The 24584-nt window shown below is 56.0% G+C and carries 22 protein-coding genes; 12 read left to right on the forward strand and 10 right to left on the reverse strand.

The window, feature by feature from the left end; genetic code table 11:
- The first annotated feature begins 65 nt into the window (after positions 1-65).
- From dusB to hflX, 9 genes are all read left to right on the forward strand, one after another.
- Positions 66-1043 (forward strand): tRNA dihydrouridine synthase DusB, encoded by a 978-nt coding sequence (dusB, locus tag ACTF58_RS00105; RefSeq protein ID WP_438989924.1) that lies wholly within the window; start codon positions 66-68, stop codon positions 1041-1043.
- The gene (locus tag ACTF58_RS00110; RefSeq protein WP_438989925.1) at positions 1040-2107 is read left to right on the forward strand and encodes a two-component system sensor histidine kinase NtrB; all 1068 of its coding nucleotides are present in this window, start codon (positions 1040-1042) and stop codon (positions 2105-2107) included. Before dusB ends, ACTF58_RS00110 begins: the two co-directional genes overlap by 4 nt.
- Positions 2108-3472, forward strand: a complete 1365-nt coding sequence (locus ACTF58_RS00115; RefSeq protein ID WP_438989926.1) for a response regulator — start codon at positions 2108-2110, stop codon at positions 3470-3472.
- Positions 3473-3584: 112 nt separating this feature from the next.
- Positions 3585-5831 (forward strand): ATP-binding protein, encoded by a 2247-nt coding sequence (locus tag ACTF58_RS00120; RefSeq protein WP_438989927.1) that lies wholly within the window; start codon positions 3585-3587, stop codon positions 5829-5831.
- 7 nt (positions 5832-5838) lie between these two features.
- Positions 5839-7254, forward strand: a complete 1416-nt coding sequence (gene ntrX / locus ACTF58_RS00125; protein WP_438989928.1) for a nitrogen assimilation response regulator NtrX — start codon at positions 5839-5841, stop codon at positions 7252-7254.
- A 103-nt stretch (positions 7255-7357) separates the two neighbouring features.
- Complete coding sequence (trkA, locus tag ACTF58_RS00130; protein WP_438989929.1) at positions 7358-8734, forward strand: Trk system potassium transporter TrkA; 1377 nt, start codon at positions 7358-7360, stop codon at positions 8732-8734.
- A gap of 62 nt (positions 8735-8796) precedes the next feature.
- Complete coding sequence (locus ACTF58_RS00135; protein WP_438989930.1) at positions 8797-10251, forward strand: TrkH family potassium uptake protein; 1455 nt, start codon at positions 8797-8799, stop codon at positions 10249-10251.
- Between the two features lie 161 nt (positions 10252-10412).
- Positions 10413-10652 carry an RNA chaperone Hfq gene (gene hfq, locus ACTF58_RS00140; protein ID WP_089891201.1) on the forward strand — a complete coding sequence of 80 codons (240 nt, stop codon included), beginning with the start codon at positions 10413-10415 and terminating at the stop codon, positions 10650-10652.
- Positions 10649-11926, forward strand: coding sequence for a GTPase HflX (gene hflX, locus ACTF58_RS00145; RefSeq protein ID WP_438989931.1), 1278 nt, complete (start codon positions 10649-10651; stop codon positions 11924-11926). Before hfq ends, hflX begins: the two co-directional genes overlap by 4 nt.
- Positions 11927-11947: 21 nt before the next feature.
- Here hflX and ACTF58_RS00150 read toward each other — a convergent pair whose 3' ends face one another.
- Positions 11948-14434 (reverse strand): penicillin acylase family protein, encoded by a 2487-nt coding sequence (locus tag ACTF58_RS00150; protein WP_438989932.1) that lies wholly within the window; start codon positions 14432-14434, stop codon positions 11948-11950.
- Between the two features lie 94 nt (positions 14435-14528).
- Between ACTF58_RS00150 and ACTF58_RS00155 the strand changes: the two genes are divergently transcribed.
- A complete protein-coding gene (locus tag ACTF58_RS00155) occupies positions 14529-15401 on the forward strand; it encodes an NAD(P)-dependent oxidoreductase (protein ID WP_438989933.1) in 873 nt (290 codons plus the stop codon).
- 88 nt (positions 15402-15489) lie between these two features.
- Here ACTF58_RS00155 and ACTF58_RS00160 read toward each other — a convergent pair whose 3' ends face one another.
- Both ACTF58_RS00160 and ACTF58_RS00165 read right to left on the reverse strand, forming a co-directional pair.
- On the reverse strand, positions 15490-15819 hold the full coding sequence (locus ACTF58_RS00160; protein ID WP_438989934.1) for a DMT family transporter: 330 nt from the start codon (positions 15817-15819) through the stop codon (positions 15490-15492).
- Positions 15820-15830: 11 nt separating this feature from the next.
- On the reverse strand, positions 15831-16286 hold the full coding sequence (locus ACTF58_RS00165; protein WP_438989935.1) for an Lrp/AsnC family transcriptional regulator: 456 nt from the start codon (positions 16284-16286) through the stop codon (positions 15831-15833).
- A gap of 117 nt (positions 16287-16403) precedes the next feature.
- Here ACTF58_RS00165 and ACTF58_RS00170 point away from each other — a divergent pair, with 117 nt between their 5' ends.
- On the forward strand, positions 16404-16604 hold the full coding sequence (locus tag ACTF58_RS00170; protein ID WP_438989936.1) for a DUF6356 family protein: 201 nt from the start codon (positions 16404-16406) through the stop codon (positions 16602-16604).
- A 58-nt stretch (positions 16605-16662) separates the two neighbouring features.
- On the opposite strand, the gene ACTF58_RS00175 is transcribed toward ACTF58_RS00170, so the two are convergent.
- The 5 genes from ACTF58_RS00175 to ACTF58_RS00195 all read right to left on the reverse strand — a co-directional run bounded on the left by ACTF58_RS00175 (position 16663) and on the right by ACTF58_RS00195 (position 22778).
- On the reverse strand, positions 16663-18867 hold the full coding sequence (locus tag ACTF58_RS00175) for an NADP-dependent isocitrate dehydrogenase (RefSeq protein WP_438989937.1): 2205 nt from the start codon (positions 18865-18867) through the stop codon (positions 16663-16665).
- A 149-nt stretch (positions 18868-19016) separates the two neighbouring features.
- On the reverse strand, positions 19017-20240 hold the full coding sequence (locus ACTF58_RS00180; protein ID WP_438989938.1) for a multidrug effflux MFS transporter: 1224 nt from the start codon (positions 20238-20240) through the stop codon (positions 19017-19019).
- Positions 20237-20539 carry a potassium channel family protein gene (locus tag ACTF58_RS00185; RefSeq protein WP_438989939.1) on the reverse strand — a complete coding sequence of 101 codons (303 nt, stop codon included), beginning with the start codon at positions 20537-20539 and terminating at the stop codon, positions 20237-20239. Before ACTF58_RS00185 ends, ACTF58_RS00180 begins: the two co-directional genes overlap by 4 nt.
- Positions 20536-21174, reverse strand: coding sequence for a DsbA family oxidoreductase (locus ACTF58_RS00190; protein WP_438989940.1), 639 nt, complete (start codon positions 21172-21174; stop codon positions 20536-20538). The genes ACTF58_RS00185 and ACTF58_RS00190 overlap by 4 nt, the downstream gene beginning before the upstream one ends.
- 86 nt (positions 21175-21260) lie before the next feature.
- Positions 21261-22778: a class I adenylate-forming enzyme family protein gene (locus ACTF58_RS00195; RefSeq protein ID WP_438989941.1), complete on the reverse strand. Its 1518-nt coding sequence runs from the start codon at positions 22776-22778 to the stop codon at positions 21261-21263.
- A gap of 52 nt (positions 22779-22830) precedes the next feature.
- Here ACTF58_RS00195 and ACTF58_RS00200 point away from each other — a divergent pair, with 52 nt between their 5' ends.
- Positions 22831-23457 carry a helix-turn-helix domain-containing protein gene (locus tag ACTF58_RS00200; protein ID WP_438989942.1) on the forward strand — a complete coding sequence of 209 codons (627 nt, stop codon included), beginning with the start codon at positions 22831-22833 and terminating at the stop codon, positions 23455-23457.
- Here the strand turns inward: ACTF58_RS00200 and ACTF58_RS00205 are convergent.
- Positions 23454-24110: an aquaporin gene (locus ACTF58_RS00205; protein WP_438989943.1), complete on the reverse strand. Its 657-nt coding sequence runs from the start codon at positions 24108-24110 to the stop codon at positions 23454-23456. The genes ACTF58_RS00200 and ACTF58_RS00205 overlap by 4 nt on opposite strands.
- Positions 24107-24583, reverse strand: a complete 477-nt coding sequence (locus ACTF58_RS00210; protein WP_438990129.1) for an arsenate reductase ArsC — start codon at positions 24581-24583, stop codon at positions 24107-24109. The genes ACTF58_RS00205 and ACTF58_RS00210 overlap by 4 nt, the downstream gene beginning before the upstream one ends.
- Position 24584: the final 1 nt, after the last annotated feature.

Consider the following 24584-nt stretch of genomic DNA (forward strand, 5'->3'; position numbering starts at 1 on the left):
AGCGTAAGGGCTTGAGACCTATATGAAAACACCCATAGGGCTTAAGAGAAGTTGCGGACATAAAAATGCAAAAGACCAGCCAAAACCTGCCTCTCGATATGCCAGTTGCGCTTGCACCACTGGCCGGCATCACAGATCTGCCGTTTCGCAACCTTGTCGCCTCTTTTGGCGCGAGGTTTGTTGTGAGCGAAATGGTGGCCAGTCAAGAAATGGTGCAGGCAAAGAAGGGCGTGCGCGAAAAAGCAGAGCTTGGCTTTGACAGCGCCAATACGGCTGTTCAGCTGGCGGGACGCGATCCTTACTGGATGGCGGAAGCGGCGCGGATGGTGGCCGACAATGGCGCGCAAGTGATTGATATCAATATGGGGTGCCCAGCCAAGAAAGTTGTTGGCGGCTTGTCTGGCTCGGCGTTGATGCGCGATCTGGACCATGCTTTGCGCATGATCGAGGCGGTGACGGCGGCTGTAAATCTGCCCGTGACACTCAAGACGCGGCTCGGCTGGGACGAGAATAGCCTGAATGCGCCCGAGTTGGCGCGGCGCGCGGAGGGTGCCGGCGTGACGCGTTTGGTGATCCATGGGCGCACGCGCTGTCAGTTTTATAAGGGGCGCGCGGATTGGGGCGCGATCGCGGCGGTGAAAGAGGCGGTGGGTATCCCCGTCTTTGCAAATGGCGATATTTGCAGCACGGAGGATGCGCGCAAAGCGCTGGACGCCTCAGGGGCGGATGGCGTGATGATCGGGCGCGGCGCACAGGGGCGCCCTTGGATTTTGCAACAGATCGCACATGAGTTGTGTGGTGCTGCTGCCCCCACTATCCCGACTGAGGGTGAATTTTGCTACATGGTATTAAGTCATTACGAGGCGATGCTAATGTTTTATGGCAGCGATCTGGGCCTGCGCGGCGCGCGCAAGCATCTGGGCTGGTATATGGATGTGGCGAACACGCCGCTGCCGTTGCGGCGCGAGGTATTGACTGCGACGGACACAGCAGAGGTTTTGCGCTTGCTGCCCTTGGCGCTACAGAACAGGAGCGCGGCATGACGGAGGACGGCAAGCTCTGGGCCTCTTTGCCTTTGCCTGCGCTTTTGATCGGGGCTGATGATCGTATTGAAGCGGTCAATCCAGCGGCCGAACAACTACTGGTTGGGTCAGAAAAGAGCTTGAGACACAAACCACTGTTTGAAGCTGTGAGCTTTGAAAATGCGCTTGATGAGGCCTTTGAGCGGGCCCGGCGCGAGGACGCCCCGCTCTTTGTGCGGGATGTCGGGCTGGCGCGGGCGGGGCGTGCCCTTGAGCGGTGTGACTTACAGCTTGCGCCCTATGAGGCGGAGCGGATGCTGCTTCTGATCACGCCACTGTCGCAAGTGAGCAACCTGCCCAAAGGGCGCCGCGCCAAGACGGCGGCGCGCTCTGTGATCGGCATGGCAGAGATGCTGGCGCATGAAATCAAGAACCCGCTGGCGGGGATCACGGGCGCCGCGCAGCTTTTGTCTATGGGGCTTCGCGGAGATGATTTGGAACTGACGGATTTGATTGTGGCCGAAAGCCGCAGAATCGTGAAGCTTCTGGATCAGGTGGAGGAGTTTGGCAACATAAGCCCGCCCGAGCGGGCCCCTGTCAATTTACATGATGTGCTGGACCGTGCGCGCCGCTCTGCTCAGCTTGGGGTTGGAGCGGATGTTCAGATCATTGAAGAGTATGACCCGTCCTTGCCCGAGGCTTGGGCCGATGCGGACCAGCTGTTGCAAGTCTTGCTCAACCTTTTGAAAAATGCGGCTGAGGCAGCCGGGGCGGGGGGCGTTATTCGGCTGCGCACATCTTATGAACACGGATTTCGGCTGCGCACGGATGACGGGCTTGGGCAACCGTTGCCGCTTCAGATCGAAGTGATTGATGATGGCTGCGGGATTGCGCCTGATATGCTGGATGACATTTTTGAGCCCTTTGTGTCCGGTCGCGAAAACGGGACAGGGCTGGGGCTCGCGCTGACTGCAAAAATTATGGCCGCTCACGAGGGCTGGGTTTCGGTGCGCTCGGTGCCAGGAGAGACGGTGTTTCGTCTGTCTTTGCCGCGCGCCCCACAATCGTCTGAAAAGGAGAGTTAGATGGATGGCACAGTGCTTGTGGCGGATGACGACCGCACCATCAGAACAGTTTTGACTCAGGCTTTAACGCGAGCTGGGTGTAAAGTTCAGGCAACCAGCTCGTTGACCACGTTGATGCGCTGGATCGGGGAGGGTCTTGGCGATGTTGTGATCACGGATGTGATGATGCCAGATGGGAACGGGCTTGAGATGCTGCCTAAAATTGCGGCTGACAGGCCGGATTTGCCTGTGATTGTGATCTCCGCGCAAAACACAATCATGACGACGATCAAAGCCGCCGAGGCGGAAGCTTTTGATTATCTGCCAAAGCCCTTTGACCTGCCCGATCTGATGAAGCGCACGGCGAAGGCGCTCGATGTGAGCCGCAAACGCGGCGGCGGGCGCGCGACCAGTGCAGCCACCGAGGCCAACGAACTCCCGCTGGTGGGCCGATCTGCCCCGATGCAGGAGGTTTATAAGCTTGTGGCACGGGTCTTGAACTCGAATTTGCCTGTGATCGTAACGGGCGAAAGCGGCGCGGGGAAATCGCTTGTCGCGCGGGTCATTCACGATATGTCAGACAGGCGCAACCAGCCCTTTGTCGTGTTGACGGAAAGCGCCTTTGGCAAGACGGGCGCTTTGGCAGATGTTCTGGCAGAGGCGGGGCAGGGCACTGTTTTGTTTGAAGAGATCAGCGATTTGCCAGATGCCTACCAGATGAAGGCGGTCCATCTTATGGATGCAGCGGGGCGAAATGGGCCGCGGTTTTTGGCGTCATCGCAGATGGAGTTGTCACAGGCCATGGCGCAGGGAAAGCTGCGCAATGATCTATTTTATCGCTTGGATGGCGCGGTTTTGACGCTGCCTGCCCTGCGGGCGCGGGTTGAAGACATCGGGCTATTGGCCGAGCATTTTCTCAGCCAGAGCCGTGCCACAGGCGCGGCGCATGGCTTTGCGCCAGCGGCCTTGGAAGCGCTCAGGCACTATAGCTGGCCTGGAAATGTGCGCCAGCTTGCTAATACTGTGGAACGTCTGGCGCTGACCGCGCGCAGCGGCGAAATCAGTGAGGCTGAAGTGTCGAGCGCGCTTGCGGCGCAGCCTGCTTTGGCGCCGAGCCTTGGCGCTTTGTCTGACGAGAAGCTGGCGGAAAGCGTTGCGCGCCATGTGAAGCGCTACTTTGATTTGCATGGTGATGCTTTGCCGCCTCCGGGGCTTTATGCGCGCATTTTGAGGGAAATGGAGCTGCCCCTGATCGAGATTGCACTTGATGCGACAGGCGGCAATCAGGCCAAATGTGCCGATTTGCTGGGCCTCAACCGGAATACGCTGAGAAAGAAGATCACTGACCTCGATATAAGCGTGACACGCCGCCGCAAATTGATGTAAAACCGCAACAGAAGCGTGGCGGCCTTGCATCATGCGGGGTTTAAGCCACCAGATATGGCGGTTGAGGACTGATGCGATACAGTATGGCGGGGGCTTAGGCGTGGCCACCCGAATGCATAAGTTAAGCTGGAATAGTTTGAGCAAGCTGCGGCGACGCAGGCGTGTTCAGAACTTTGCGACGCTTGGGTTGGTGATACTTGGCCCTGTTCTTGTTCTGGCGACCTTCTTGGTTTTTGGTCCGTTTGACCAAGGCGCCCGCTCGCCGGCGCTTCGGATTGTTTTGCTTGCCGACCTTGTCTATGTGCTGCTGGTTGCGGCACTTGTCATGCAGCGCGTGGCAAAGATGATCGCGGCGCGGCGCTCGCGCTCTGCCGGCTCCAACTTACACCTGCGTTTGACTGGCGTATTTGCCATCATGGCGCTCATTCCGACTGTTACAGTTGCGATTTTTGCGGTTTTGACGGTGAACCTTGGTCTTGAGGGCTGGTTTTCTGACCGTGTGCGCCAAGTGGTTGGCTCGTCACTGTCGGCGGCGGAGGCCTATGAGGGCGAACATCGCGACAATCTCATGCGCAATGCCCAGTCTTTGGCGCGGGGGATTGATTTTGAGCATTCTCTCTCGCCTTTTATGCGCGACCCTGACTTGCGCGAAGTTCTTACACTTGGGCAGCAACGCTTTCAGCCTGATATGCGCGAAGCCTATGTGATTGACGGGGTTGGCGAGCTGAAAGCGCGGGGCGAGCGCTCTTATTTGTTTAACTTTGAAAAGCCGACCGCCGAGCAGATCGAAGAGGCCCGCAAGATTGGAATCGCGGTTATTCAGGATTGGAACAACAACGAGTTTCGCGCCATTGTCCCTTTGGCGACCTTTCCCGACCGGCTTGTCTATGTGAGCCGGGATGTGGACGGGCAGATCCTCAACCTGTTGAGTGAAACGCAAGAAAATGTGCGTCTTTACAACCAGTTGGAAAGTGATCGCGGGCAAGTCTTATTCCAGTTCGGGTTGGTCTATCTCGGGTTTGCTGTGATCCTTATTCTGGCGGCCGTCTGGCTTGGGCTTTGGTTTGCCGAACGCCTTTCGCGCCCCGTGGGGCGGCTCACCAGTGCGGCGCAGCGTGTCGGCGAAGGTAATCTGGATACGCAGGTGATCGAAGAAGAGGGCGAGGACGAGATCAGTCAGCTCAGCCGTTTGTTCAATCAGATGACGCGTCAGCTCAAAGGCCAGCGCGAGCGTCTGTTGGAAAACACCGAGCAAATCGAACGGCGGCGCAGACTGTTTGACTCTGTTCTCAGCTCTGTGACGTCAGGCGTTGTCGGGCTTGACCCTGACGGGCGCGTGGCCTTTGTGAACCGCTCGGCGGAGCGATTGCTGGACTGGGAGAATGCCAAGGACACTTTGGAGCTTCGCGTGGCTGTGCCCGAGTTTGGCCCTGTGTTTGAGGCTGTTTTGCAAAGCAGCAGCGGGATTGTTCAAGAAGAAGTCAAAGTGACACGAGGCGGTCAGCTTGAGAACCTCCTGGTGCGTATGTCTGTGCGCGAGGGCGAGGATGGGCAGATCGAAGGGTATGTTGTGGCCTTTGATGATGTCACCGATCTGGTGAGTGCGCAGCGTATGGCTGCTTGGGGCGATGTTGCGCGGCGCATTGCCCATGAGATTAAGAACCCGCTGACGCCGATCCAACTTTCTGCCGAACGGATAAAACGCAAGTTTGCGCGTGAGTTACCAGAGACGGATGCCGCGAAACTCGCAGAGTTAACGGATGTTATTGTGCGCCAAACCAATGACTTGCGGCGCATTGTTGATGAATTTTCGAAATTTGCGCGGATGCCCGAGCCGGAACGGCGGCCAGAGAATCTGTGTGTGTTGTTGAGCGGGGCGATCACCCTTCAAAAGGCAGGTCAGCCTGATGTGATGTTTAGGGTCGATCTTGGTGATGAGCCGCTTGAAGGCCAGTATGACGCGACGATGATTGGTCAGGCTTTGACCAATCTGATCAAAAATGCCGGCGAAGCGATTGAGACGCGAGCGGAACTGATCGGTGGCGGTATTGCGCCTCAGATCAGGATCACCGCAAAGCGCAGCGAGGCGGAGGCTGAAATTACGATTTCAGACAATGGCATTGGCCTTCCCGAAGACCGCGCCAAGCTGTTTGAGCCTTATGTCACCACACGCGACAAGGGCACAGGGCTTGGCCTGCCGATTGTGAAAAAGATCATCGAAGAGCATGGCGGCACACTCAAGCTTGAGGATGCAGCGCTTTTCGAAGGGGAAGACCACCACGGGGCCATGGCCCTGATCCGACTGCCTCTGACTGTGGGCAGCGAACGTGACATGAAACAAAAGACCAGTGCGGAATGAGGGCAGCATGAGTGATATTCTGATTGTAGACGACGAGCGCGATATTCGGGAGTTAATCTCTGATATTCTGGAAGATGAAGGCTATACCACACGGCTTGCGGGCAACTCAGACGATGCCATGAAAGAGGTACATGAAAAGCGGCCCGGGCTGCTGATCCTCGACATCTGGCTCAAAGACAGCAAAATGGACGGGATCGACATTTTGAAGGCTGTCAAAACCGATTATCCTGAAGTCCCTGTCGTGATTATCTCGGGGCATGGCAATATCGAGATTGCTGTCGCCGCGATCCGTCAGGGCGCGTATGATTTTATCGAGAAACCTTTCAACATTGACCAGCTTCTTGTTGTGATACGCCGCGCTATGGAGACATCACGGCTGCGCCGCGAAAACATAGAGCTGCGGCGCAAGGAGACTGTGCCATCAGAGATGATTGGTGCATCAGCTGCGTTTCGGACCATGCAAAGCCAGCTTGATAAGGTGACAAAATCTAACGGGCGGGTGATGCTGACGGGGCCGTCTGGCGCGGGAAAAGAGACGGCGGCGCGCTATATTCATAGCAATTCCAATCGGGCTTCTGCCCCGTTTGTGACGGTTGGCTGTGCTGCGATTGAACCAGACCAGATGGAAAATGCGCTCTTTGGGCGCGAAAGCCCGGAAAAGGGCGTAGAGATGGGCCTCTTGGAGGAGGCAAACGGCGGGATTGTCTATTTTGACGAGATTGCGGAGTTGCCTCTTGGGACACAATCCAAACTGCTTCGGGTTCTGGTTGATCAGCAGTTTCTGCGGGTGGGTGGCTCTCATAAAGTTAAAGTGGATCTGCGTGTTGTGTCCTCGACCGCAAAGACGCTTGAAAGTGAAGTTTCTGCGGGCCGCTTTCGAGAGGAACTCTATCATCGCTTGAACGTGGTGCCGATCGCAGTGCCCTCGCTCGAAGAGCGGCGTGAAGACATACCGCTTTTGGCCGCGCATTTTATCGAACAGTTAAACAAGGAGCAGGGCCTTGCGCTTCGGGCCGTGAGTGACGACGGGCTGGCGCTTTTGCAAACGATGACTTGGCCTGGAAATCTGCGCCAACTCAAGAATATGGTTGAACGGTTATTGATCCTTGGCGATGGAAACGGCGATATTGGCGCAAAAGAGCTGTCTGCTGGGGAGGCTCTTCAATCTGGGGAAGACAGTGGCAAGATCGTCTTGCCCAGTGTGATGGCGACTTTGCCTCTCCGAGAGGCGCGCGAAGAGTTTGAACGGGAGTATCTGCTGACACAAATCAACCGTTTTGGCGGCAATATCTCGCGCACTGCCCAATTTGTCGGGATGGAGCGCTCTGCCCTTCATCGCAAACTCAAATCTCTTGGTGTTGTTACGTCAAACCGCTCTGGCGCACGGATTGCGGAGCATGAGGGCGACGGTGAGGAAGAATAAGCGCCTGTTGAAGCACCTGTGAGGGTGGCTTTGTGACCGACAAAGGAATTGACGGCCTGAAGCGCATCTGCCACGAAACCGCACCAAGGATTGGGGACGACTTATGAAAGTTATTATTTGTGGTGCAGGGCAGGTCGGCTGGCAAATTGCGCGTCATCTCTCTGGCGAAGCCAATGATGTAACGGTGATTGACAGCAACCCTGATCTTGTTCGGCGCGCTATGGACACGCTTGATGTTCAGGGCTTTGCGGGCTTTGCCTCATACCCTGATATTCTTGAGAAGGCAGGCGCGCGCGATGCGGATATGGTGATCGCTGCGACACATTCTGATGAGGTCAATATGGTGATCTGTCAGGTCGCGCATTCGATCTTTGCGGTGCCCCGCAAGATCGCGCGACTGCGCTCGCAGAGCTATCTCACGGCGATTTACTCTGATCTTTACCGTCGTGACCACCTTCCGATTGATGTGGTGATCAGCCCTGAGCGAGAAGTGGCCGAAGCTGCGCTGCGGCGGCTGTCTGCGCCATCTGCCTTTGACATTGAGACATTTATGGGCGGCAAGGCGCAGGTTTTGGGTATTCGCCTTGAGGCAGATTGCCCTGTTGTGAACACGCCTTTGCGGCAATTGTCGGATCTATTCTCGACCTTGAAAGTGATTGTGATTGGTGTGCGCCGCGAAGGGCGCTTGTTTGCGCCTGATGCAGGCGATCAGCTTTTTGTCGGGGATGAATGTTATCTTTGTATTGCGCGTCAGGATGTGCCCCGCACATTGGAAGTCTTTGGCAAAAGTTCGGCCAAGCAGGAGCGCGTGGTTCTGATCGGGGGCGGCAATGTGGGCTTGACGGTGGCACAGGCGCTTGAGAAGCACGAAAACCGCATTAGAGCCAAGGTTATCGAGCGCAACCGCGCTACGGCAGAACAGGCCGCCGACGCGCTTGAGCGCACGATTGTACTAAATGGGGACGGTCTTGACGTTGCGCTTTTGGCAGAGGCCAACATCGAGCGGGCGGATGCGGTGCTCTGCGTGACCGATGACGACAAAACCAACCTTCTGGCCGCGGTGCGCGCCAAAAGTGAGGGGTGCAAAATGGCCATTGCCCTGATCAATGATCCGACCCTGATCCCGCTGATGGCGCCTATGGGTATTGATGCTTATATCAATCCTCGTGCAACGACTGTCAGCTCGATTTTGCGCCATATCCGGCATGGCCGTGTGAAAGACGTTTATTCGATCGGGGATGCTGAAGCCGAAATTATTGAGGCCGAAGTCTTGTCGACCTCGCCGATCTCGGGGCAGGCTATCCGCGATATTGATTTTCCAGAGGGGGTATTGATCGGTGCCTTGATGAAAAATGGCGAGGTGATCAAGCCACAGGGTGGCACACGCGTCGAAGAGGGCGATGTGATTGTGCTCTTCGCCATGGCCGCAGATGTGCCAGAGGTGGAACGCTTGCTTCAAGTCACGATCGACTTTTTCTAAGGATGAAGCGTCTCGCAGAAATCCCCCTGTTTTTGCAACTGACGCTGCTGGCGTCTCTATCGATGTATGCGCCTGCAGTTCACGCACTCAACTGGAACAACCATCATGAAGCGCGGGTGTTTTTCTATGCGGGAACACTTGGGGTGTTTGTGTGTTCGTTGATTGTCATTACGCTGAGTTCGGGGCGGGCGCACCGCCGTAGCAGCCTTGGCAGCCTTGCCGCTGTTGTAGCAGCGTATTTTGCTTTGCCACTGATGTTGGCTGTGCCCTTTTATGAAGCGGTTCAGACCACAAGCTTTCTCAATTCCTATTTTGAGATGGTGTCAGCCTTTACCACAACAGGCGCACCGCTGTTTGAGCCGGGGCGGCTTTCAGGCACCATGCATCTGTGGCGCGCGCAGGTCGGCTGGCTTGGCGGCTTGTTTGTCTGGATTACCGCTGCGGCGGTTCTGGCACCTTTGGCGCTTGGCGGATTTGAAGTCACCGCGTCTGCCGAACCCGGGCGCGGAGATAGTCCGATGGAGCGGTATGCTCCCACCACGGATGCCACACGGTTGATGCGCGGTCTGACGGGGCTTGCTCCGCTCTATATCGGCTTAACGGCTGTTTTGGGCATTTGCCTCATGATCAGTGGTGATGAACCGCTCGTTGCGGTCATTCATGCTATGGCAACCCTCTCGACCAGCGGGATTTCGGCGACAGGCGGGCTTGAGGGGAGTGTGTCGGGGATACGCGGAGAATTTTTGATATTTCTGTTTATGTTCTTTGGCCTGTCACGGCTTACCTTTTCCACCGACACAATCACGACAGGCCGCCATGGCCTGCACAACGACCCCGAATTCAGAATGGGAATGTTGATTGTCTTCGGGGTGACGCTTTTGCTTTTTTCGCGCCATTGGTTGGCGTCCTTTGAAGTGTCGCAAGAGGAAAATCTGATTGCTGCGCTGCACGCGCTTTGGGGAAGCTTTTTTACTGTGTTGTCTTTTCTGACAACCACCGGCTTTCAAAGTGCCGATTGGTCGGCCGCAAGAGGCTGGTCGGGCCTTGGTGCGCCCGGGTTGATTCTGCTGGGGTTGTCTCTTATTGGGGGCGGTGTCGCGACAACCGCAGGTGGCGTGAAACTCTTACGGGTATATGCGCTATATCTCAACGGCCTGCGAGAAATGGAACGGTTGGTACATCCGTCCTCTGTTGGCCGCGCCAGCAGCCAGAGCCGCCGCATCCGCTCTAAGGGGGCGTATATCGCATGGATATTCTTTATGCTCTTTGCGCTTTCCATGGCCTTCGTGACGTTGATCCTAACCTCCACAGGTGTTGGCTTTGAAGATGCAATTGTTTTGGCTGTTGCGGCGCTCTCGACAACGGGGCCTCTGGTTCAGGCGGCTCCTGAGGCTCCTATACTGCTGGCCCAATTGAGCGCGGGAGCCAAGCTGACGCTCTGCGCTGCTATGGTTGTTGGGCGGCTTGAGACACTGGCAATCATTGCCCTCTTCAACCCAGCCTTGTGGCGCGGCTGAGGCCCATCAAGATTGAAACCTCTCGCGGAAGTGAAGCGCGCGTGCAACATATATAATAGAGCTGCGTGTTTTGGGGGTTTAAAGTTCCTGTGCTGCAAGACATAATTAGATATCGACACGGCCGAAGAACGGCCGGAAACTGACAATAAGGCATTAGAACCATGGCTTCCGACCGTCAAAACCTTCAGGATGCGTTCCTGAACCACGTCCGAAAGACAAAGACACCTGTCACAATCTTCCTGATCAACGGCGTTAAGCTTCAGGGTGTGATCACGTGGTTTGACAATTTTTGCGTGCTTTTGCGCCGCGACGGCCAGAGCCAGCTTGTCTACAAACACGCGATCAGCACAATTATGCCCGCGCAACCGATTTCTCTTTATGAGGGTGAAGAAGCTCAGTGAGCGAACATGATCCGGCGCTGACGAGGGCGTGGGTTCTTCACCCCGAAATCCGCAGAGACGAACAGAACCGCACACCGGCCCACGCGCTTGAAGAAGCCGTTGCGCTTGGCGAAGCTATGCCGGGGCTTGACATCATCGGCTCCGAAGTTGTGAAGCTCAAAAAGCCGCACGCTGGGATGCTGTTTGGCAAGGGCAAGCTTGACGAAATCAAAGAGCGTCTTGAGGCGGGCGAGGTTGAGCTTGTCTTGATTGACGGGCCTGTGAGCCCCGTTCAACAGCGCAACCTTGAGAAGAAGTGGGGCGTCAAGATATTGGACCGCACGGGCCTTATTCTCGAGATATTCTCGGACCGGGCGCGCACCCGTGAAGGGGTATTACAGGTCGAGATGGCAGCTTTAAGCTACCAGCGCACGCGGCTGGTGAGAGCCTGGACACACCTTGAGCGCCAGCGGGGCGGGTTGGGCTTTGTCGGCGGGCCTGGGGAAACCCAGATCGAGGCAGACCGCCGAGCGATTGACGACCAGCTTGTGCGTCTGCGCCGTCAGCTGTCCAAAGTTGTGAAAACCCGTGAGTTGCACCGCAAGAGCCGCGCGAAAGTGCCTTATCCGATTGTGGCGCTTGTCGGCTATACCAACGCTGGTAAATCAACGCTGTTCAACCACCTGACGGGGGCGGATGTTTTTGCCAAAGATATGCTCTTCGCAACGCTTGACCCGACCATGCGCAAAGTCACATTGGGTGAGTCAGGGTTAGAGGTTATCATGTCTGACACGGTGGGCTTTATCTCTAATTTGCCGACCGAGCTTGTGGCGGCTTTCCGTGCTACTTTGGAAGAGGTTTTGAGCGCCGATCTGATTTTGCACGTGCGCGATATTGCACATTCGGAAAGCGAGGCGCAGGCCAAGGATGTCACCAAAATTCTTGAAAGCCTTGGAATAGACGCAGAGACGCCGCTTTATGAGGTCCTCAATAAGACAGATCTGCTTGAGACAGAAGACAAGGAGGCGGTCGAAACACAGGCTGCGCGCAGCGAAACTGTCTTTGCAGTCTCATCTGTCACAGGCGACGGGCTTGAAACCTTGCTGGACGCTGTCGCTAACGCCCTACAAGCCAGCGCAAAGACCGAGGCTTTGAGCCTGTCTTATGCGCAAGGGCGCAAGCGGGCGTGGCTTTTCGCCCAAGGTGTTGTCGAAGGCGAGCGCCAGACCGATGAGGGCTATACCCTGAAAGTCAGATGGACCCGCAAGCAAGCCGAGCAATTTGCGCGGCTTTGATGAGCCGCTCAATCTTGCTATTCAGTCTTGTTTTGGCGTCAGGACAGTCTCGCCCACAGAGGCGGCCCGCGCGAGGCCTTCATCCAGCGACATGGTGATATACTCTCCGCGCCGCCAGAGCTGCGCGAGATCGTCATAGTGTCGCGACATCGGATGGCCTGACTGACCTGTTGATGTGATGAAGATCGAGCTGTCAGGGTCTGTAAAATCATAGACCCCGCGATAACCTGCGGCATGGACGTTTTGAAACGGTTCGGGGCCTGTGCCACGGGTGCGACCGCGCATAAGCGTGTTATCACCACCTGATGTGCTTTGGCGGATATTCACAAAATAGCGCAAAATCGGGGTTTCTCCCAGCACCGGATGGTCATGTGTTGCCTCATGGGCGTCGCCCCAGCGGAGTGCCTCAATTGAGGTGCCATAGACCTCAGCAAGCCAGATCAGCGCATCATCAAGCGACTTACGGGCAATATCGGCACAGGTTTCGGTCGCTGACGACTGGATAACGTTGCACCAGACACCTGCGCCATCAATATTGCGGAAGACGCGCTCTATGAACAAAGGCTCTATATGGGTGAACTCTTCCGCCAAAGGTCCGAGCTCGTCGCGAATAATGCGCTCCTGCAAAAAACGCATCCATGCAGCATAAATCAGCGGTTCGGGCAGATGCTCGTTCATGCTGCCTGTCCAACTTGCCAGTAGGTTGAGCGCGATTTGGCGCTGCCGCTCTGTTGTGCCTTCGGGTGCGGCTTCGCCTGTAAACCAGAGGTCGGCGGCGACCAGAGGCAAAATCGTGCGCGCTGTGGGGCTTGTTATATCAAGCTGGGCCTCAACGAAGCTTTCGCGGCTGTGGGCTTTGCGGCCCTGCATCAGGCGCTGCCAGCGTTGAATGCGCTGGCTATCCCCCCATTCATAAGAGACATGAAGCGGGAAAGGGCGTTCAAGCAGTTTGTTATTTGTATTGCCGACAATGCCGCCCGCTGGGCGAATGAATTCGGGGTTGGCTGTGGTCGGAAAGTAGCCTTGCCAACGGTTGTCCGCCAACCAGCCGCGCGATGGAATACGGCCTTTACTTTCGGCCTTGGCCGAACGCCGCGGCATCGCCCCGATTGTCTTCATTGCAATGTTGTTTTTGTCAGCCAAGGTCAGATTTTGAGACGGCGCAATATAAAGCGCGCTGGCTGCTAAAGCATCATCAATCGTTTGGGCCTGCATGATACGCAGCCCTGCGCTCATAGAGGTGTCCTTAGGATCAAGCGCTGTCCAAGACAAGGCCGCAACATGGCCTGCGGGGGTCACTGTTCCAACATTGCGAAAGCTGGAGGGTAACACAGGGCCGTTTTCTGTATTGTGAAGGGTCAGCGTAACCGGCATTTCGTCTTTGATTTTGATGATCGAGCGCCGCGTCACGAAGGGCTTGAAGCCTTCCGGAGTTCGATACTCCTCACGGTTTGCGGGGTTGATCTCTTCGATAAAAATATCCTGATCATCAAGGTAGGAGGATGTGAGGCCCCAACCCAGAGTTTCACTGCGGCCAACCAGCATAAGCGGCATTCCGGGAATGGTCGCACCGATAATGCCGCCAGAGGACAGCTCTAGGCGGGCCAGATACCAGATCGCGGGGGCGGTGAGGCCAAGGTGAGGGTCATTGGCGAGCAGCGTGCCGCCTGTGGCCGAGCGAGAAGGCGCGGCAGCCCAAGCATTTGAAGCACCAGCCAGAGCGCGCGGCAGAAACGGCGAGAGCGGATGGTTGGGCCAGGCCTTTGCATCGGCGGTTTGAACTGGAAACTTGGAGGATGGAAAAAGGCTGGCATATTGGGGCAGGGCTGCAAGGCCTGTGCCCGGCATATCTGGGAGCAAATCGCTCAAGCGTTTTTCATCTTTCAGCAATAGAGAGGTGCGAGCGCGCAGGATTTCCTCTTCGGCATGGCCTGAGAGTTGAACGGCCATCAGCTTGAGGATGGCGATCGAATCTTCTGGCCGCCATGGAGAAATCGGCGCATTGAAAAGAAACATTTCAGGCGCACCACGCCCGAGGGCGCTATTGTTGATCTCAGCCAGTCGGGCATTGACCCCTGCGGCATAGGCCTCAAGTGCGGCGAGGGTCTCTGCGTCCTGCGCCTCAACGGAGCTGCGAGCCAAGGAATAGAGATCAAAACGGCGCAACAGCTTATCAACAGGCAGCGTCGCCGCGCCGAAGACCTCAGATAGGCGCCCCTGCGCGGTACGGCGCATCACGGTCATTTGCCATAGACGGTCTTGGGTATGGGCATAGCCTAAGCCAAAGAAGACAGCGGCGTCATCCTTGCCGTCCTCACTAAATATATGAGGCACATTCGAATGATCGCGTAAAATCCGGATGGGAGAGGTTAGGCCCGCGACGTCGAGGTTTTTGTTGTAGTCAGGCAAAGAACGTGAGGCGAGGTAATACACCCCGAGCAGCGCAAGCACTGCAAACACAATCGACACGGAGGCAATCCGCAGCAACCAACGAAACACTAATAGCATAGACCGTCCCTTGTCATATTGAGGGCTTTTGACTTGCCAATTGCCCCTCTGCCCGACACAAACGATAAGACATTTGAATGCAAGGGGAAAGACAATGGCGCAAATCGCTTTTTTAGGACTCGGCGTGATGGGGTATCCGATGGCAGGGCATCTGAAAGCGGCCGGTCATGATGTCGTGGTGTATAACCGCACAGCCGCCAAAGCAGACGCTTGGGCGGCCCAGTATGGCGGACAGGCCGCGGCCACGCCACGCGAAGCGGTCAAGGGCACCGAGTTTGTGATGGCTTGCGTGGGCAATGACGACGATTTGCGCGCTATTTGTCTTGGCGACGACGGCGCTTTTGCTGGCATGGATGCGGGGAGCTGTTTTGTTGATCACACGACTGTATCAGCCAAAGTGACGGCAGAGCTTTATAATCTGGCCAAAGAGAGCGGCGTTGCCTTTGTTGATGCGCCTGTGTCGGGTGGGCAGGCGGGCGCCGAAAACGGTGTGCTGTCTGTGATGTGTGGTGGTGATATGGCGGATTATGCGCGCGCCGAGCCGGTGATTGCGGCTTATGCACGGATTTGCCGCCGGATTGGCGAGAGTGGCGCCGGGCAAATGACTAAGATGTGCAACCAGATCGCGATTGCGGGTCTTGTTCAGGGGCTGTCTGAAGCACTGCATTTTGCGCAGGAGGCGGGCCTCAACGGCCGCGATGTTGTTGAGGTTATTTCGCAGGGGGCTGCGGGCAGCTGGCAGATGAGCAACCGTCATGAAACCATGCTGGACGGAAAGTTCGACCACGGCTTTGCTGTGGACTGGATGCGCAAGGACCTCGGGATATGTCTGGAAACGGCCGATGAAATCGGGGCCAGCCTGCCTGTGACGGCCCTTGTGGACCAGTTTTACAAAGATGTTCAGAAAATGGGTGGCGGCCGCTGGGACACATCGAGCCTGATCAAACGGATGAGCTCCAAGGCCTGAGGGATTGCGCCGCCTGCGGCGTCGCCAAGCTGGGGGCTTTGCCCCCAGACCCCCAGGATATTTTCGGAAAGAAAAAAGCGATGAGGGCTTAGTGAGCTGTTGTGTTTGAAAACAACTGGATGACGACGATGCCTGAAATGATCAGGCCCAGCCCTGTGATCGCGGGGAGATCAAGCTTTTGGCCAAAGACGGCATAGCCTATGAGGGCGATCAAGATAATGCCAAGGCCCGACCAAAGCGCATAGACGATCCCGACGGGCATATAGCGTAGGGTGAGTGCCATGAAGTAAAAGCTGATTGCATAGCCGAGCACAACCAGAACCGAGGGCCAGAGCCGCGTGAACTGTTGGCTGGCCTGCATAGCCGAGGTTCCTATGGTTTCAAAGGCGACGGCAATGGCAAGGTAAATATAGGGCATGGGGTAATCCTTTAGAGGGGGAGCTCTGTTGTATCCTTGATGCTCTCCATGACAAAGCTTGCGGAGACATCCGCCATGGACACGTCTGCGATCATCTTTTGATAGAGTCTGTCATAGCCTGTCATGTCAGAAACATGGGCGCGAATGAGATAATCAAGATCACCTGACATTCGAAAAACGCCCGTGATTTCCGGAATGGCGCGCATGGCGCGGGCAAAGGCTTCAGACCAAGTGGCCGTGTGTTTTTCGGCCCGCACCTGAATATAGACGGTCAGGCCCAGATCGAGTTTTTGAGCCTCAAGCAGGGCCACGCGCTTGCGGATCAGGCCTGCTTCTTGCATCTGTTTGATGCGCCGCCAGCAAGCGTTGCGCGACAGGCCAACGTCATGACCAAGCGTATCTAGCGAGACATTGCAGTCGCGCTGGAGTTGGCGAAGAATTTTGCGGTCTATTTCATCTTGTCCCATTAAGTATTAGTAATGCGTGAAAAAATCCCAAAATACAAGCTCAGGGGTTTCACTTTGGGACGAAATTAAAGCTGTGGTCGGTTATAAGGTTTCAAACCGCGAAACAGGAGTGTCGACATGATTGCGAAGCTATTTTTGAACCATCCAGAGTCTGTAAACGAAAGCTATCTGGAGCATATGCGTTTTGCACTGTGGTTTTCAGGTTGGCTTGCTCTGGCGGCCGGGGCTGCGCTCGTTCACGCCATCATCCCCGCCGCTTTTGAGAAAACTGGCAGTAGTATTATCGCCAAACTTTATCAGCGGACCCAAAAGCGCTAGGCGATTAAAGCCCTGAGAAAAAGGGGCGCATCTTTTGTGATGAGCCCCTTTTTTTGACTTAGCCGATGATCGCGTTGAGCGTCGTACTTGGGCGCATCACGCTGGCGAGCTTCTCAGCGTTGGGGTGGTAATACCCGCCCGTATCTGCGGGTTTGCCTTGAGCGGCGGCAAGTTCAGCGATGATAGCGGCTTCGCCATCGGCCAGCGCTTTGGCCATAGGCGCAAATTCTGCCGCAAGGGCAGCATCTTCTGATTGTGCGGCCAAGGCCTCGGCCCAATAACGGGCAAACCAGTAATGGCTGTCGCGGTTGTCCGGCTCGCCGACTTTGCGCGAAGGCGAGCGATTGTCATCGAGGATACCCTGCGTCGCGGCATCAACAGCCTTGCCCAGAACGCGGGCCTTTTCGTTGCCTTTGGCGTCAGCTAGGAACTGCAAGCTTTCACCCAGGGCACAGAACTCGCCCAAGCTGTCCCAGCGGAGGTGGTTTTCCGCGTCAAGCTGTTGCACGTGCTTGGGAGCAGAGCCGCCAGCGCCTGTTTCAAAGAGGCCACCGCCCTGCATGAGCTTCACGATCGAGAGCATTTTAGCCGATGTGGCCAGCTCGAGGATCGGGAAGAGATCGGTCAGGTAGTCGCGCAACACGTTGCCTGTGATCGCGATGGTGTTTTCACCTTTTGTAATTGTCTCAAGCGAAGCGCGGGTAGCTTCGCGCGGAGCCATTATTTCGAACTTTTCGGCAACGCCTTTGGCTTCAAGGATCGGCTTTACATATTTGATCAGCTCGGCGTCATGCGCGCGGGCGGCGTCAAGCCAGAAGATCGCACGGAAGCCCGTAGCGCGCTGGCGATCAATGGCAAGGTTCACCCAGTCTTCAATCGGCGCTTGGCGCGCGGAGGCCGAGCGCCAGATGTCGCCAGCTTTGACTGTATGGCTATGCAAGACCGTGCCATCATCAAGGATCATCTTTACGGTGCCGTCTTCAGGCAACTCAAATGTGGTCGGGTGTGAGCCGTATTCCTCAGCCTTTTGCGCCATGAGGCCGATGTTTTGCACTGTGCCGGCTGTGGCAGGGTTCAAGGCGCCGTTTTCTTTGAAGAACTTGATGCTCTCGTCATAAACGGGGGCATAGGAGTTGTCGGGGATCACGCAGTTGGCATCGCCTTCTTGGCCGTCAGGGCCCCAGCCTTTGCCTCCCGCGCGGATCAGCGCAGGCATGGAAGCGTCGATGATTACATCTGAGGGCACATGAAGGTTGGTGATGCCACGGTCACTGTCGACCATATACATCGGCGGGCGATCCGCCATGCAAGCCTCAATTGCGGCCATGATAGCGGCGTTGTCTTTGACGCGCGCGAGAAGATCACCAAGGCCTGAATTGGGGTTCACGCCAAGGGCTTTAAGAGCGTCGCCATGTGCTTCAAAGACGGGCGCAAGGAAGGCGCGCACAGCATGGCCGAAGATGATCGGGTCGGAGACCTTCATCATCGTGGCTTTCATATGAAGCGAGAAGAGCGTGCCTTCGGCTTTTGTTTTTTCGATTTCATCTGCAAGGAAGCTGCCGAGCGCTGCGGCGCTCATATAGGTGGCGTCGACAACTGTGCCTGCGGGGTAGGCGACACCGTCTTTCAGAACCGTTTCGCCTGAGGCGGTTTCGAGAACGATTTTGGCGGTCGCGGCTTTAGGCAGGGTGGCTGACACTTCGTTTGAGAAGAAATCACCACCTGACATGGCGGCCACGCGGGTTTTGCTGTCGGCTGTCCATTTGCCCATGCGGTGCGGGTTGTTTTGGGCGTAGTTTTTGACGGCAACGGCGGCGCGACGGTCAGAGTTGCCTTCGCGCAGAACGGGGTTCACGGCAGAGCCTTTGAGCGTATCGTACGTGGCACGAACGGCTTTTTCGGCGTCTGTTGAGGGCGTTTCGGGATAGTCAGGCAGCGCATAGCCTTGGGACTGAAGCTCTTTTACGGCAGCCACGAGCTGAGGCACGGAGGCTGAGATGTTTGGCAGTTTGATCACATTGGCAGAGGGCGTTTTGACCAATTCGCCAAGCTCGGCAAGATCGTCAGACTGGCGCTGCGCATCTGTGAGGTGATCGGGGAAGGCCGCGAGGATACGGCCCGCAAGCGAGATATCTTTTGTGCCAACAGAGATGTCGGCTGCTGAGGCAAAGCGTTTGATAATCGGCAAGAGCGATGCGCTGGCAAGCTCGGGGGCTTCGTCAACCTTTGTGTAAATGATATCGGGTGTATGTGTGTCGGCCATCTCAGATCCTTCTCGATCAGGTGTTACGATTCAGATATTCCCCCGTCTCTTAGACCAGATCACGCTCAAATGAAAGACGGTATGCAAAAGTATACAGAAAAATTTTGCAGACACTTACAGTGTGGCCAACACAGTTAAACCTATATTTGCTAATCAGTTTTTCGTCCGTGCTGCACGCGTGGTGTCCGCTCTAGCTTGAGCATAAAGTAAAGCGCCGCGACGCAGAGCAAAAACACCCCAACCGCTGCGGGGCGCGGCGTTCCGTCAAAGGCCAGTCCGATCGGAACGGCAAACACCATCGCAAAGACAGTCGAGGTGCCCCCAAGGATTGAGGCGGCAAGCCCTGCAATATGGCCAAGCGGCTCCATCGCCATGGCGTTCAGATTGCCGAGGGTCAGACCCGCCATGGCAAAAAGCGAAAATTGCCAAAATACGAATAGGCCAAAGTAGAGATCAAGCGAAACGGTCAGGAAAGTGAGCAGGATCATGCCACCCGAGAGGCCAACTTGAACCACGAGGGTCACTGTCGTGAGATATTGCATCCCAAGGCGCACAACCAGCATTGCATTCAAAATACTGGCGCTGCCTGCAAGGATTGCCACAAGCCCGAACCAGTAAGGGAAGCTCTCTGCGCGTTCGAATGTGATGTCATAGATCGGTTGCACAGAAGAGAGCGCCGCAAAGAGAACCGCAAAGCACAGCGTCTGGACAATAAGGACGCTGCGAACCACGGGATAGGAGAGCATATCTTTCAATGCGCCTTTGAGCTTACTGGCTTCAAAGGGCCGTCTCTGAGCTTTGGGAAGGGTCTCTTCAAGGCGCAAACCGAACCAGCCTGTGACCAAACAGGCAAATATAATAAAGGCCGCAAAGATCCCCCGCCAGCCAGTGAAGGCAATGATCCCCGCCCCGATAAGCGGCGCAATGGCAGGGACGAGCGTAAAGATCATCATCACAATTGAGACCAGTTTGGCCATTTGGCGGCCTGAAAACAAGTCGCGGATAATGGCAATCGAGACAATCCTTGGCCCCGCAATACCGAGCCCTTGTACGAGGCGGGCGGCCAAAACCAGCTCAAGGGTCTGTGCTGCCCAAGCAAGAACAGCGCCGACCATATAAAGCGCTATGCCAGCATAGATCACAGGTTTACGCCCGAAGCTGTCTGAGAGTGGTCCTGTGAAAAAGGTGCCAATGCCCATGCCAAGCACAAAGGATGTCAGGATCAGTTGCGCGGCATTTAGGTTTTCAGGGCTGAGCTCTTGACCGATTTGAGGCAGGGCAGGGAGCATTGCATCAATTGAGAAAGCGGTCATGGCAAACATCATGGCCATTAGGCCGATAAACTCGGCTTTCCCCATGCGAAGCGTGCTCATTCTCTGGCCTCGTGCCTTGGGTGGATTGCCTTTTTACGACGTTTGAGAAACGCAAAATGTCCGAATTGTTGAATGGCTAAGGCAAAGATCCCAAGGCCCGTAAAGATAAAGACAGTGGTGCCGATCTTGCCGAGCACGGTTGCTGGGACAAGATTGCCGTAGCCCACAGTGGACAGCGTGACCACGGTAAAGAAATATGAATCAATCCAGCTCCACCCCTCGACGAGACGGAAAAACACTGTGCCAGAAGCCACAACCAACGCAAGCAGGAGGAGAATAGAGCGTGTCGAGAGCGTCATTCGCCCTGTGCCTCGATCAACTCGTCCATCACTTTGAGCCAGAGCTCGGGTGGCTGTGCGCCCGGAACGGCGTGTTGGCTTGCGACAATGAAGGTCGGCACAGAGTTCACACCCATTTCGCGAGAATGCGTATCACGCGCCTTGATATCTTCAAGGTCGGAGTCGGTGGCAAGCAGCTTCAGCACAAGCGCCGCATCCATTCCCATACTATCGGCCACATCTGCGAGGACTTCATGGCTGCCAATATCGCGGCCCTCTTTAAAATAGGCTTTAAAGAGCGCTGATACGACAGGCGTTTGGCGACCTTCGATTCCGGCCCAATGAATGAGCCGGTGGGCATCAAGGGTATTTGGAGTTGTTTGCATGGCTTCAAAGTCAATTTTGAGGCCCGCGCGATCGGCAGCCTCGACAACGGGGGCATAGGCACGCACCGCGCCGTCTTTGCCGCCAAATTTGGTCTCAAGATACTCGCGTCTGTCCATGCCGCCTTTGGGCATGGTCGGGTTCAACTGAAACGGATGCCACTCAATCGTAAAGGGATGATCGGGGCGCTGCTCTAGCGCGCGATCAAGATGCGCTTTGCCGATATAGCACCACGGGCAAATAGGGTCAGAAATAATATCGAGTTTGATCATGGGACTGCCTTTCGCGTTCTCTCTATCTGCGTTCGCTCCAAAGCAAAACCCATATGGCGAGATCTGATTTAAATACGTCGCGTGCTTTAGAGAAAGTCTTTCAAGGCGGTTCGGCGCAGTTTGTTGTTGGGGCCAAGGGGCATGGCGTCAATGCGTTTGTAAAGCTTGGGTCGTTTGTAAGCGGCGAGCCGGCTTTCAGCTTGAGCCTCAAGAGCGGCTTCGTCTATTTCGGCCTCCGAGGTATAAAAGGCGGCAATGATACGCACATCTTGCTTAATTTCCACATCAGAAACGGCCAGCGCAGTCAGCTGTTGGGCCTCGGGCGCACTCAACAGAGCCGCTTCAACTTCTAGGGGCGAGACGCGGTACCCCCCCGCGTTCATCATATCGTCGTTGCGTCCCTGATAGTGGATCTGGCCATCCTCTGACAAAATCCCAAGATCCCCCGTGAGAAACCACTCGCCGCGATAGCGTGCGGCAGTGTCCTCGGCTGCGCCAAGATAGCCAAGCATCAAACCCGGATCGGAGCGATGCACAGCAATCTGGCCGACCGCACCTTTTTCGGCAATGCCCTCTTCTGTGAGTAGGGCAATGTGGCGGCCTGTCTGAACCGAGCCAAGCGCGCCGCCTGTGGCGGGCGACTTAGGACTGGCTGACAGAAATGTCGAGCATTCCGACATTCCATACGCCTCAAAGATTTCTCTGCCTGTCGCCTTTTGCCACTGGCTGCGCAGTGTTTCGCTCAGCTTTTCGCCCGCGGAAAGTCCGTGGCGCAGGGTTGGCACATCCAGTGCAGCACCAGCTTTCAGTATCTTGCGATAAACACCTGGTGCAGCTGCAAAAATACTGGCTTGATGGCTCTTCATTAAACTGGGGAGCGCGTCCGGGGCAATCCCGTCTTCTGGAATAAGGGCTGTTGCGCCAATCGTCCATGGGTCCATGAGGCCTGTGCCAAGCGTATAGGTCCAGTTGAAGGCCCCTGCATGGCAAAGCCTGTCGTTCTCCTGAAGACCATACCAGCCGTCAAACATCATTTGCCGGGCCCATATGGCGCGATGGGCGTGCATAACAGCGCGTGGGCGGCCTGAAGTTCCTGATGTGTAAATGATATAGGCCATGCGGTCAGGATCACCCATGGCATATTCACAGGGCAGTAAACTCTGCATCTCTGACAGATTTGCCTCGCTGATGCGCTGAAATGCGCCGTTAAGGGGAGATGGGACAGATGCGCCATTGGCAATGGCTTTTGGCTTGAGCGTCCCAACGATTTTCTCAACCTCGCCAAGCGTGAGCTGCGAGGATGTTGGCACAGGAATAACCCCGACCGCGATGGCTCCAAGATAAGCGATGGGAAACTCTGCTGTATTGCCTAAGCGCAGCAATAAAATATCACCCGCTTTGAGGCCAAGCTGTAAAAGTCCTGTGCCGGTACCGCGCACAGCGGCCTCAAGCTGAGCATACGTCCAATGCGTGTCTTCAGTGCGCCCCATCACAGTAAGAGCGTCTTTGTCAGGCTGTGCGCTTGCGCGCCCCAAGACATGAGCTGCCATATTGAAAGGCGCGGGGCAGGGCGCGAAAGGCCCTTTGTCGATAATGCTGTTCATGGTCTTTTGCTAGGGGCTTGGCGCGGGCGGCGCAAGGCCCTATGAAAGCGCCATGACAAATGCTGCAGACCCAAAATCCCTGATCAAAATCGCGCGCGCAGGTGGCGATGTGCCTGTGCCCGAGCAAATCGACCTTGGCACGCGCGTGCGAGACTTGCGAAAGAGCCTCGGGCTTACGCTTGAGCAGGCCAGCAAGCAAGCAGGGCTGGCGCGCTCGACTTTGTCTAAAATCGAAAACGGTCAGATGTCGCCGACCTATGAGGCGCTCAAAAAGCTCGCTTTGGGGCTGGAAATATCTGTGCCGCAGCTCTTTACCCCGCCGCAATCCGCTCAGGCCACGGCGCGTATGAGCCTCACCCGTTCAGGCGAGGGTGCTGGGCATATTACGGCGACCTATGAACACAACCTTATGGCCGAAAGCCTCTCTGCAAAGAAGATGCTCCCCTATCAGGCCCGCATCCGGGCGCGCAGTATGGAGGAGTTTGACGGCTGGGTGCGCCATGATGGCGAAGAGTTTCTCTATGTGCTGACGGGCGTGATCAGGCTTTACACCGAGTTTTACGAACCCGTCGAGATGCGCCGCGGCGACAGCGCCTATTATGACGCCTCCATGGGGCACAATGTTGTCTCGGTCAGCGCTGACGACGCCACTGTGCTCTGGGTGACATCTCTGGCTTAATCGGCCTTTGAAAAGACCAGCGGCAGGACCAGATAGGCAATGCCGACCCCGACCAGCTGCATCATAACAAACATCACAATATGCTGAGGCGCGATGCCCGCGAATGTATCTGACCATCCGCGCGCGAATGTGACGGCAGGGTTGGCAAAACTTGTGGACGACGTGAACCAGTAAGCGCCTGTGATATAGAGGCCGACAAGCGGCGGCACTGTATCGGGCTTATGAACCACACCACCGACAATCACAAAGAGCAGACCAAAAGTCGCTATGATCTCCGAACTCCATTGGGCAAGACCTGTGCGGTGCATGGTTTCGCTGACTTGCACGATCGGCATATCAAACATCATATGGGCCGCCCAAACGCCCAGCACGGCTCCGGCCACTTGCGCCAAAACATAGGGCAAAAAAGCGCTCCAAGCGTGCTCTTTGCGCAGAGTGAAAAATAGAGTCACGGCGGGGTTGAAATGCGCACCTGACACGGGGCCAAGGCAGGTGATAATGCCGTAAAGGATACAACCCGTCGCGATCGCGTTGGCGAGCAATGCGATGGCGGTGTTTCCGCCTGACAGGGTTTCGCCCATGATACCAGAGCCAATCACGCCAATGAGAAGAAAGGCGGTTCCGAGCATTTCGGCAATTAGTTTTTGTTTCATGAAAGTGTCCCCACAGCATCCAGTGCTGATTTTAAATCTTTTGGTGTTTGCTCGGCAGTAAGCGCGCTTAGAAACGCTTTTGCCCGTAATTCTAACAAGCGGTAAGCCGTTTCAAAAGCCTCGGGCCAATCGGCCTCGCAAGCCGCAGCAGGATCATCGACGCCCCAATGCGCCCGCACAGGTGTTCCGGGCCAGATCGGGCAGGTCTCCCCTGCCGCTGAAGCGCAGACCGTGATCACCGCGTCCATCTTTGGCGCATCACACAGCGCAAACTCATCCCAGCTTTTGGATCGTGCGTGTGACGTGTCATAGCCATGGGCGGCCAAAAGCTTGAGCGAATAGGGATGAACCTTGTTCGAGGGCTGTGATCCCGCAGAGTAAGTCGTGACGCGGCCTGCACCTTCTCTGTTTAAGATAGCTTCGAGCAAAATTGAGCGCGCCGAATTGCCGGTGCACAGCACGAGAATATTCATC

This window comes from Lentibacter sp., assembly GCF_965657785.1.
In the GTDB taxonomy this organism is placed as follows: domain Bacteria; phylum Pseudomonadota; class Alphaproteobacteria; order Rhodobacterales; family Rhodobacteraceae; genus Lentibacter.

What these genes read in the sequence shown, in the direction of transcription:
- dusB (WP_438989924.1), top strand. Translation starts at nt 66, where the DNA reads ATGCAAAAGACCAGCCAAAACCTGCCTCTCGATATGCCAGTTGCGCTT.
- ACTF58_RS00110 (WP_438989925.1), top strand. Translation starts at nt 1,040, where the DNA reads ATGACGGAGGACGGCAAGCTCTGGGCCTCTTTGCCTTTGCCTGCGCTT.
- ACTF58_RS00115 (WP_438989926.1), top strand. Translation starts at nt 2,108, where the DNA reads ATGGATGGCACAGTGCTTGTGGCGGATGACGACCGCACCATCAGAACA.
- ACTF58_RS00120 (WP_438989927.1), top strand. Translation starts at nt 3,585, where the DNA reads ATGCATAAGTTAAGCTGGAATAGTTTGAGCAAGCTGCGGCGACGCAGG.
- ntrX (WP_438989928.1), top strand. Translation starts at nt 5,839, where the DNA reads ATGAGTGATATTCTGATTGTAGACGACGAGCGCGATATTCGGGAGTTA.
- trkA (WP_438989929.1), top strand. Translation starts at nt 7,358, where the DNA reads ATGAAAGTTATTATTTGTGGTGCAGGGCAGGTCGGCTGGCAAATTGCG.
- ACTF58_RS00135 (WP_438989930.1), top strand. Translation starts at nt 8,797, where the DNA reads ATGTATGCGCCTGCAGTTCACGCACTCAACTGGAACAACCATCATGAA.
- hfq (WP_089891201.1), top strand. Translation starts at nt 10,413, where the DNA reads ATGGCTTCCGACCGTCAAAACCTTCAGGATGCGTTCCTGAACCACGTC.
- ACTF58_RS00150 (WP_438989932.1), bottom strand. Translation starts at nt 14,434, where the DNA reads ATGCTATTAGTGTTTCGTTGGTTGCTGCGGATTGCCTCCGTGTCGATT.
- ACTF58_RS00155 (WP_438989933.1), top strand. Translation starts at nt 14,529, where the DNA reads ATGGCGCAAATCGCTTTTTTAGGACTCGGCGTGATGGGGTATCCGATG.
- ACTF58_RS00160 (WP_438989934.1), bottom strand. Translation starts at nt 15,819, where the DNA reads ATGCCCTATATTTACCTTGCCATTGCCGTCGCCTTTGAAACCATAGGA.
- ACTF58_RS00165 (WP_438989935.1), bottom strand. Translation starts at nt 16,286, where the DNA reads ATGGGACAAGATGAAATAGACCGCAAAATTCTTCGCCAACTCCAGCGC.
- ACTF58_RS00170 (WP_438989936.1), top strand. Translation starts at nt 16,404, where the DNA reads ATGATTGCGAAGCTATTTTTGAACCATCCAGAGTCTGTAAACGAAAGC.
- ACTF58_RS00175 (WP_438989937.1), bottom strand. Translation starts at nt 18,867, where the DNA reads ATGGCCGACACACATACACCCGATATCATTTACACAAAGGTTGACGAA.
- ACTF58_RS00180 (WP_438989938.1), bottom strand. Translation starts at nt 20,240, where the DNA reads ATGAGCACGCTTCGCATGGGGAAAGCCGAGTTTATCGGCCTAATGGCC.
- ACTF58_RS00185 (WP_438989939.1), bottom strand. Translation starts at nt 20,539, where the DNA reads ATGACGCTCTCGACACGCTCTATTCTCCTCCTGCTTGCGTTGGTTGTG.
- ACTF58_RS00190 (WP_438989940.1), bottom strand. Translation starts at nt 21,174, where the DNA reads ATGATCAAACTCGATATTATTTCTGACCCTATTTGCCCGTGGTGCTAT.
- ACTF58_RS00195 (WP_438989941.1), bottom strand. Translation starts at nt 22,778, where the DNA reads ATGAACAGCATTATCGACAAAGGGCCTTTCGCGCCCTGCCCCGCGCCT.
- ACTF58_RS00200 (WP_438989942.1), top strand. Translation starts at nt 22,831, where the DNA reads ATGACAAATGCTGCAGACCCAAAATCCCTGATCAAAATCGCGCGCGCA.
- ACTF58_RS00205 (WP_438989943.1), bottom strand. Translation starts at nt 24,110, where the DNA reads ATGAAACAAAAACTAATTGCCGAAATGCTCGGAACCGCCTTTCTTCTC.
- ACTF58_RS00210 (WP_438990129.1), bottom strand. Translation starts at nt 24,583, where the DNA reads ATGAATATTCTCGTGCTGTGCACCGGCAATTCGGCGCGCTCAATTTTG.